Source organism: Streptomyces sp. NPDC008313, assembly GCF_042956125.1.
GTDB lineage: Bacteria > Actinomycetota > Actinomycetes > Streptomycetales > Streptomycetaceae > Streptomyces.
Genome location: NZ_JBIBFR010000023.1, coordinates 120,305 through 128,345, shown reverse-complemented (window position 1 = coordinate 128,345; position 8,041 = coordinate 120,305). Strand labels below are relative to the sequence as shown.

At 74.6% G+C, this 8,041-nt stretch carries 8 protein-coding genes; 5 read left to right on the top strand and 3 right to left on the bottom strand.

Annotated elements, in window-relative coordinates; genetic code table 11:
- Window positions 1–137: 137 nt before the first annotated feature.
- The gene (locus ACFY93_RS27290) at window positions 138–1,148 is read right to left on the bottom strand and encodes a Gfo/Idh/MocA family oxidoreductase (RefSeq protein WP_391363801.1); all 1,011 of its coding nucleotides are present in this window, start codon (window positions 1,146–1,148) and stop codon (window positions 138–140) included.
- Between the two features lie 81 nt (window positions 1,149–1,229).
- Between ACFY93_RS27290 and ACFY93_RS27285 the strand changes: the two genes are divergently transcribed.
- The 3 genes from ACFY93_RS27285 to ACFY93_RS27275 all read left to right on the top strand — a co-directional run bounded on the left by ACFY93_RS27285 (window position 1,230) and on the right by ACFY93_RS27275 (window position 5,093).
- Window positions 1,230–2,651, top strand: a complete 1,422-nt coding sequence (locus tag ACFY93_RS27285; RefSeq protein WP_391363799.1) for a Bcr/CflA family efflux MFS transporter — start codon at window positions 1,230–1,232, stop codon at window positions 2,649–2,651.
- Window positions 2,594–3,871 (top strand): serine hydrolase, encoded by a 1,278-nt coding sequence (locus ACFY93_RS27280; protein ID WP_391363797.1) that lies wholly within the window; start codon window positions 2,594–2,596, stop codon window positions 3,869–3,871. The genes ACFY93_RS27285 and ACFY93_RS27280 overlap by 58 nt, the downstream gene beginning before the upstream one ends.
- 229 nt (window positions 3,872–4,100) lie before the next feature.
- Window positions 4,101–5,093 carry a small ribosomal subunit Rsm22 family protein gene (locus ACFY93_RS27275; RefSeq protein WP_391363795.1) on the top strand — a complete coding sequence of 331 codons (993 nt, stop codon included), beginning with the start codon at window positions 4,101–4,103 and terminating at the stop codon, window positions 5,091–5,093.
- Between the two features lie 121 nt (window positions 5,094–5,214).
- On the opposite strand, the gene ACFY93_RS27270 is transcribed toward ACFY93_RS27275, so the two are convergent.
- A complete protein-coding gene (locus ACFY93_RS27270; protein ID WP_391363793.1) occupies window positions 5,215–5,439 on the bottom strand; it encodes a DUF6243 family protein in 225 nt (74 codons plus the stop codon).
- A gap of 129 nt (window positions 5,440–5,568) precedes the next feature.
- On the opposite strand from ACFY93_RS27270, the gene ACFY93_RS27265 reads away from it, so the two are divergent.
- Window positions 5,569–6,225 (top strand): TetR/AcrR family transcriptional regulator C-terminal ligand-binding domain-containing protein, encoded by a 657-nt coding sequence (locus tag ACFY93_RS27265; RefSeq protein WP_391363791.1) that lies wholly within the window; start codon window positions 5,569–5,571, stop codon window positions 6,223–6,225.
- 38 nt (window positions 6,226–6,263) lie between these two features.
- On the opposite strand, the gene ACFY93_RS27260 is transcribed toward ACFY93_RS27265, so the two are convergent.
- Window positions 6,264–7,127, bottom strand: a complete 864-nt coding sequence (locus tag ACFY93_RS27260; RefSeq protein ID WP_391363789.1) for a glycerophosphodiester phosphodiesterase family protein — start codon at window positions 7,125–7,127, stop codon at window positions 6,264–6,266.
- A gap of 172 nt (window positions 7,128–7,299) precedes the next feature.
- Here ACFY93_RS27260 and ACFY93_RS27255 point away from each other — a divergent pair, with 172 nt between their 5' ends.
- Window positions 7,300–8,025: a bifunctional DNA primase/polymerase gene (locus ACFY93_RS27255; RefSeq protein ID WP_391363787.1), complete on the top strand. Its 726-nt coding sequence runs from the start codon at window positions 7,300–7,302 to the stop codon at window positions 8,023–8,025.
- The last annotated feature ends 16 nt before the right edge of the window (window positions 8,026–8,041 follow it).

Sequence of the window (8,041 nt, the reverse complement as noted above, 5' to 3'; positions counted from 1 at the left end):
CCCCGACGCACCCCTCACCACCGCCGCCTCCTTCATCACCGAAATCGGCGACCAGGGACTCAAGGAAGCCTGACCCCCACCGGCCGACCCGGCCCGGTTCGACGACCGGGCCCGGTTCACCGGACGGGCCGGTCGGGTCAGACGAGGACGGTCTCCTCGCCGGGGTAGCGGACGCCGGTGCGGTCGCGGACCGCGTCGAGCGTCCGCATCACGGCGAGCGTGCCGTCGAGCGGGACGAGCGGTGACTCGGTCTCACCGGCGCGCAGCGCGCGCATCACCTCGGCGGCCTCGTGCCTGAGGCTGGTGCGCGGGCCGTGCGCCGGGTCGGCCGTGAACTCCTCCGGGTCGCGGCCGTCGCGGTGCAGTACGAAGCGCTCCGGGCAGAAGAAGCCCTCGGGGATGTCGATGCGGCCCTCGGAGCCGGTGACCGAGGCGAAGGAGGGCGTACCGCCCTCGATGGAGCAGTGCACCGAGGCGAGAGCGCCGCTCTCCCAGGTGAGCAGCGCTCCCGTCTGCAGGTCGACGCCCTCGTCGGAGAGCACCGCTCTCGCGGTGATGCCCGAGGGCTCACCGAGCAGCAGCTGCGCGAACGAGACCGGGTAGACGCCCAGGTCGAGCAGCGCGCCGCCGCCCTGTGCCGGGTCCCGCAGCCGGTGACCGGCCGGGAAGGGCCCCGCGATCCCGAAGTCCGCCTGCACGGTGCGCACTTCCCCGATCGCGCCGTCATCGACCAGCGCCTTGAGCCGTCGCACCACGGGGTTGCAGTACATCCACATGGCCTCCATGAGGAAGAGGCCGCGGGAGCGCGTGAGCTGCACCAGCTCCTCGGCCTCCCGCACGTTCAGCGTGAACGGCTTCTCGCACAGCACGTTGCGCCCGGCCTCCAGGCACATCCCGGCCGCGACGCGGTGCGCCGAGTGCGGCGTGGCCACGTAGACGACATCGATGTCGGAGTCCTCGGCGAGCGACGCCCAGTCGCCGTACGCCCTCGGTATCCCGAACCGCTCGGCGAACGCCTTGGCCGAGGCGTCCGAGCGCGAGGCCACGGCCACCACCTCGGCGTCCGGCATGTCCACCAGATCGGCCGTGAAGGTGGCGGCCATCCCGCCCGTCGCCAGAATTCCCCAGCGCACCTTGTCCACCGTCATCCCCAGCCCCTCGTAGCTGCTTCAACCACCCCGTACGAGCTGAGAGCATAGGCGGCGGACCGATCGATCAGGGAGGGGCACATGCCCGAGCGTGGCCGTACCACGCGAGACAGGGGTGACCGGACGGGCCGCACGACCGGGGAGGCCGCGACGGAACCGGGCGCGGCCGGCATACCGGGCGGGCCCGGCACGGCGTCCGGCACCGGGACGACCGGCGCCGCACCCGCCAACCCGCCCGCCGCCGAGCCCGCCACCCCGCCCGGCACCGCCGCACTGCGGCGCACCGGGCTGCTCGTCACCCTCGTACTCGGTGGCCTCACCGCCACCCCGCCGCTGGCCATGGACATGTACCTCCCGTCGCTGCCGGAGGTCACCAGGTCCCTGCACGCGCCCGCCGCGACCGTGCAGCTCACCCTCACCGCGTGCCTCGCCGGGATGGCGCTCGGGCAGCTCGTCGTCGGGCCGATGAGCGACCGCTGGGGACGGCGCCGGCCGCTGCTCGTGGGCCTGCTCGTCTACGTCGTCGCCACCGCGCTGTGCGCCGTCGCGCCCTCCGTCGGACTCCTCGTCGCCTTCCGGCTCGCCCAGGGCCTGGCCGGAGCGGCCGGCATCGTGATCGCGCGTGCCGTGGTGCGCGACCTCTACGACGGCGTGGCGATGGCCCGCTTCTTCTCGACGCTCATGCTGATCTCGGGCGTGGCCCCGATCGTCGCCCCGCTGATCGGCGGTCAGATCCTGCGGATCACCGACTGGCGGGGCGTCTTCCTCGTCCTGACCGTCGTCGGCATCGCCCTCACCGCGGTCGTCTGGAGACGGCTGCCCGAGACCCTCGCCCCCGCCGACCGGCACAGCGGCGGAGTGGGCGACGCCCTGCGGTCCATGCGCGCGCTCCTCGCCGACCGGGCCTTCGCCGGGTACGTGCTCACGGGCGGGTTCGCCTTCGCCGCGCTCTTCGCGTACATCTCGGCCTCCCCGTTCGTGATCCAGGAGATCTACGGCGCGTCCCCGCAGACCTTCAGCCTGCTCTTCGGCGTCAACTCCATCGGGCTGGTCGTCGTCGGCCAGGTCAACGGCCGGGTCCTGGTCGGCCGCGTCCGCCTCGACAAGGTGCTCGCCGTCGGCCTCGGCACCGTCACGCTCGCCGCGACCGCCCTGCTGCTGATGTCCACGGGCGTCTTCGGCGAGACCGGGCTGTGGCCCGTGGCGGCCGCGCTGTTCGTGCTGATGTCCGCGATGGGGCTCGCGATGCCCAACACCCAGGCACTCGCCCTGATGCGCACCCGGCACGCCGCCGGTTCCGCCTCCGCCCTGCTCGGCACCACCTCCTTCCTGATCGGCGCGGTCGCCTCGCCGCTCGTCGGCGTCGCCGGGGAGCACACCGCCGTACCGATGGCCGTCGTCCAACTGGCGAGCGCGCTGGTGGCCGTCACCTGTTTCGTGGCACTGTGCCGTCCCTGGAAGACCCGTGCGGACAGCACCCAAGGCCTGGGGGAGGAGCGCTGAGCGCACCGAGACTGCGGGTCGGCACCCCGGCGCGGGCCGGGCTCGACCCCGAGGAGCTGCGCCTCCTGGAACGGGAGGTCCGCGCACTCACCACCGGAGCGGATCCCTGGGCCGCGGGCGCCGTGGTGGTCGCCGGCCGGGGCCCGGTCATCGCCGCCGAGGCCGCGGCGGGCTGGGCCGTGCGCTATGTGTCGTACGAGGGGAGCGGCGGCGACCGGCCGGGCCGGGCCGTCGAACTGCCGTTGGAGGCGCGGGTGCCGATGACGGTCGACACGCCCTTCGACCTGGCCTCCCTCACCAAGCTGTTCACGGCGGTCGCCGCCGTGCAGCAACTGGAGCGCGGCACGCTCGGCATCGACGCGCGCGTGGGCGCCTATCTGCCGGACTTCCACGCCGTCGCCCGGCACGGCGTCACCGTACGGCAGCTGCTCACGCACACCTCCGGGCTGCGGCCCGAACTCCCGCTGTACGACTGCCCGGACGACGCGGCCCGTCTCGCGATGCTCCGCGCGCAGCCGCCGACGTCCGAACCGGGGACCTACCTCTACTCGGACCTCAACCTGCTCCTCCTCCAGTTCGTCCTGGAGCGCGTCACCGGGCGCACCCTCGACGTGCTCGTCCACGAGGGGATCACCCGGCCGCTCGGGATGAGCGCCACCCGCTTCGGCCCCTGCCCCGGCGCCGCGGCCACCGAGGACCAGCGCAGACCGTGGGCCAAGGCGGACCGCGGGATGCTGCGCGGAGTGGTCCACGACGAGAACGCGTGGGCGCTGGGCGGCGTCGCCGGGCACGCCGGCCTCTTCTCGACCGGGCGTGACCTGGCGGTCTTCTGCCGCACACTGCTGGCGGGCGGCTCCTACGGCCCCGCCCGCATTCTCGGCCCCGACTTCGTCGAGCTGATGCTGACGCCGCCCGGCCTCGGATTCGCCGTCGACCAGAAGTGGTTCATGGGCGAACTGGCGGGGCGCGGCGCGGCCGGACACTGCGGCTTCACCGGCACGTCCCTGGTCCTCGACCCGGCCACCGACACCTTCCTGGTCCTGCTGGCCAACACGGTCCACCCCAGGCGCCGCCCCCCGGACAACGCCCCGAGGCAGGCGGCGGCGACGAGGCTGGCCCGCGCGGTCAGACAAGCGGTGGGCATGCGTGCCGCCCCCAGAGCCTCGCGGGCCTGGGAGGGGCCCCCAGGGGCGATGGAGGTTCCCCCCGGTCGTGCGTAGCCGAGGGATGAGGGCGGGCGAACTCTGGGGCGCCCCCTGCTCGAAGAGCCCGGGGAGGCACCCCGAGGGCGCCGGGTCCGCCGCACCGCCCCGCCCGGCACCGGTACTGGGTGGCCTTTCCACCGGCACCGGCACCGGCACCGGCACCCGCACCGGACCGCCGTGTGACCGTTCCGGCGGCCCCCGCATCAGCGCCTGACGCCCTCCGCAGCCCCCGTACAATCGCCTGGTGACAGCCCCCGCCACCCCCGCAGAGCACCTCCGCGCCGCCCTCGCGGCCCTCCTCGACGGCCTCCCGCCGAAGGCGGCCACGCAGGCGGTGGACCGGCTGATCACGAACTACCGGGGCCGCACCCCCACCGACGTCCCCGTCCTCCGTGACCGGTCGGACGTCGTCGCGTATGCCGCCTACCGGATGCCCGCCACGTTCGAGGCCGTGTGCGCCGCGCTGGACGCCCTCGTGGCCGCGGCGCCCGACTGGACCCCGAGCGGCCACGTCGACGTCGGCGGCGGCACCGGCGCGGCCACCTGGGCGGTGAGCGCGACCTGGCGGGGCACCCGCCCGGTGACCGTGCTCGACTGGGCCGAACCGGCGCTGGCGCTGGGCCGTGAGATCGCCGCCGCGAACCCGGCCCTGGAGTCCGCCGAGTGGCGCCGCTCCCGTATCGGAGCGGCGCTCACCCTGGAGAGCACTGATCTCGTCACGGTGTCGTACGTCCTCGGGGAGCTGACCGGCGCCGACCGCGCCTCGGTCGTTGACGCCGCCGCGGGCGCCGCGCGGGCCGTGGTGGTCGTCGAGCCCGGCACCCCCGAGGGCTACGCCCGGGTCATCGAGGCCCGCGACCGCCTGATCGCCGCCGGCTTCCGCATCGCCGCGCCCTGCCCCCACAGCGCGGCCTGCCCCATCGTCCCCGGCACGGACTGGTGCCACTTCTCCGCCCGGGTCAGCCGCTCCTCCCTGCACCGGCAGGTCAAGGGCGGCTCACTGGCCTACGAGGACGAGAAGTTCAGCTATGTGGCCGCCACGCGCTTCCCGGTGACCCCGGCCGCCTCCCGGGTGGTCCGGCGCCCCCAGATCCGCAAGGGCCAGGTCCTGCTCGACCTGTGCGAACCCGACGAGGCCCTGCGCCGGGAGACGGTGACCAAGCGCCACGGCCCCCTCTACCGGGCGGCCCGCGACGCCGACTGGGGCGACGCCTGGCCCCCGGCCGAGGACGCGTGAGCGGCGCCGCCGTCCCGGCCGAGGACGCCTGACCGCCGCGGCCGACTCCGCCGAGGGCGCACGAGCGCCGCCGCCGACTCCGCCGAGGGCGCGTGAGCGCGCCGCCGTCCCGGTCCGCGCCTCACCTCTCCTCCTCGCCCGGCTTCCCGGCCGTCTCGCCGGGCCCTTGGCCGCCTTCCTCCTCGCGGGCCTCCCGCAGCCTCCGCAGCAGCTCGCGCTTCTGCGCCCGCGGGTCCTGGCTGCCGCCGATCCGCTCACCCCGGCGGCCGCCGCGCAGCGCCCCGCGCCCGAGATTGCTGCGCGTGCCGCCGACGCCCAGCATGTTCCCCGCTCCACCTCGCGACATCACGGTCTCCTCTCCTCGCATCTCTCGCGCCGCGCCGCACCGGCGCGACGGTACGGTCCGTCTCGTTACGTCCGCACGCCCACCATGCGGCGAGACGCACCGTCTTGTCAACCCTGATAAGTTCGGACCATGGCCACCAAGTCCTCCCCGCCCCCGTCCAAGCCCGCCCCCGACGCCGCCCGCCGCAGCGAGAGGTCCCGCCGCGCGATCTACGACGCCGCCCTCGCCCTGGTCGGCGAGGTCGGTTACCCGAAGACCACGATCGAGGGCATCGCCGCCCGCGCCGGGGTCGGGAAGCAGACCATCTACCGCTGGTGGTCGTCGAAGGCGGAGGTGCTGCTGGAGGCGTTCATGGACCTCAGCGGGCAGGCGGCCGAGGCGGCGGGCCGGCCGGAGGTCCTGGGGGAGGGCGCGGAGTACGAGATCCCGGACACCGGCGATCTCGCGGCCGACCTCAAGCTCGTCCTGCGCTCCACCGTCGACGAACTGCTCGACCCCAAGTTCGAGGTCCCCTCACGGGCGCTGGCCGCCGAGGGCCTCGTCAACGAGCAGGTGGGCACCGAGTTCGTGGCCAGGCTCCTCGAACCGCAGCTCCAGCTGTACGTGAAGCGGCTGCGCTCCGCGCAGGAAGCGGGCGAGGTGCGCCCCGGCGTGGACCCGCGCATCGCCCTGGAGCTCTTCGTCTCCCCGCTGGCCCAGCGCTGGCTCCAGCGCACCGGCCCGATCTCGTACGAGTACACCGACACCCTCGTCGACTACGCGCTGCACGGGATCGCCCCCCGCTGAGCCCGCCACCGGCGGCGAGGCGTCCCCGCCGCCCGGGCTCAGCCGCCGGGGGCCGTGACCCGCGCCGGCCGCCGCACCGCGTGCCGCGCCAGCCGCCCGGGGGCGTCCGTGATCACCCCGTCGCAGCCGAGGGCCAGTACCCGGTCGCGTTGGGCCGGGCTCACCACGGTGTGCGCCCACACCCGGGGCACGCCGGAGCGCACGGCCCGTACGAGGTCCTTGTCGCGCGCCTTGTAGTCGACGTCGAGCAGGTCCACGTACGAAGCCCAGCGTTCGGGCCGGTCGGTGCGCATCTGCTTCGCCGAGCGCCACAGCTGGGCGATCAGGCCCATGTCGTGGGCGCGCCGGGCCACCTCCGGCCGGTTGGTGTTGACGAACACCGAGCGGGTCAGCCCCCGGTCGTGGATCAGCCGGCCCAGCGTGCGCAGGCTCTCCGGGTCCTTGGCCTCCAGCATCAGCACGATCCGCCCGCCGAAGCGGTCCAGCACCTCGGCGACCGTCGGCGGCGCCTCCGCGCGCCAGTGACCGGGGACGGAGGCCTTGGGGCGCAGCCGGACGCTCCGCCAGTCCTTCAGCTTCAGGGCGCGCACCGGGCCGTGCGAGGACGTCGTGCGGTCCAGGGTCTCGTCGTGCATGACGACCATGTGCCCGTCGCCGAGGATCCGGGTGTCGAAGTCGAGCACCTGGGCCGTCCCGCGCCGGTAGGCGGCCGCGAGCCCCGACATGCTGTTCTCGGGCACCTCGCGGGCGCCGCCCCGGTGGGCGACGCGGACGACGCGGGGAAGCGCGTCCACGGTCAGGGGGCCGGAACCCCACTCGATCGGGACCGGCGGGCCGCCCCGGCCCGCGAGGACGAGCGAGGTGAGACCGGCGATACCCGTGAGCGTTGCGCTGGTGACCATGGCGACCACGGTAGGTGGGTAAATACGGTGAAAGTATGTAATGACACTCGATATCCGGTCAGGGTTGGCATCGCCCGGGGTACCCCGGATGGGAGCTCCGGCCACTCGGGGCGCAGGATGGTGGGACCATGAAGCAAAGCTGTCCGCACCACACAGCGAGGCGAGGGGATACATGAGCGAGTTCGGCCGCCGCTCGGGCACGCAGGGCAGGATCTCCCGGTGGTTGCGCGGCCGTCGCCCCAAGGAGACCGCCGGCGACGAGCAGCGCGAGCCCCTGCTGCTGGCCGCCGCCGCCGCGGGGCTGCCCCTCGCGCCGGCCGCGCACCCCGCCGGCTACCGGTGCTCCTGCGACCGCGTCGGCTGCCCCACCCCCGCCCGCCACCCCGTCTCGTTCGCCTGGCAGACGCAGTCCACGACCGACCGCGCCCAGATCGAGCGCTGGGCCCGGCACCAGCCGCAGGCCAACTTCATCACCGCCACCGGAATGGTCCACGACGTCCTGGACGTGCCGCTGACCGCCGGCCACGAGGCCCTGGAGCGGCTGCTCGCCTCCGGGGTCGACGTCGGCCCGGTCGCCGAGTCGGGCGGCGACCGGATGCTCTTCTTCACGGCCACCCGCGGCACGCCCGAGGACGAGGACGAGTGGTGGCCCTGCGAGCTGGACTGCCACCCCGAGACGATGGACGAGCACCCCGGCCTGCGCTGGCACTGCCGCGGCAGTTACGTCCTGGTGCCCCCGGCGCGGCTCCCCGGTGACCTGTCGGTCGACTGGCTGCGCGGCCCCGAGCATCCGCTCCCCGATCCGCTGACGCTCCTCGAAGCCCTCACCGACGCCTGCGCCCGCCACGCCGGCCAGGGGACGGACCACGCCGCCTCGGCCTGGCCCCACCACGGCTGACCCGGCCCGCGGCGCG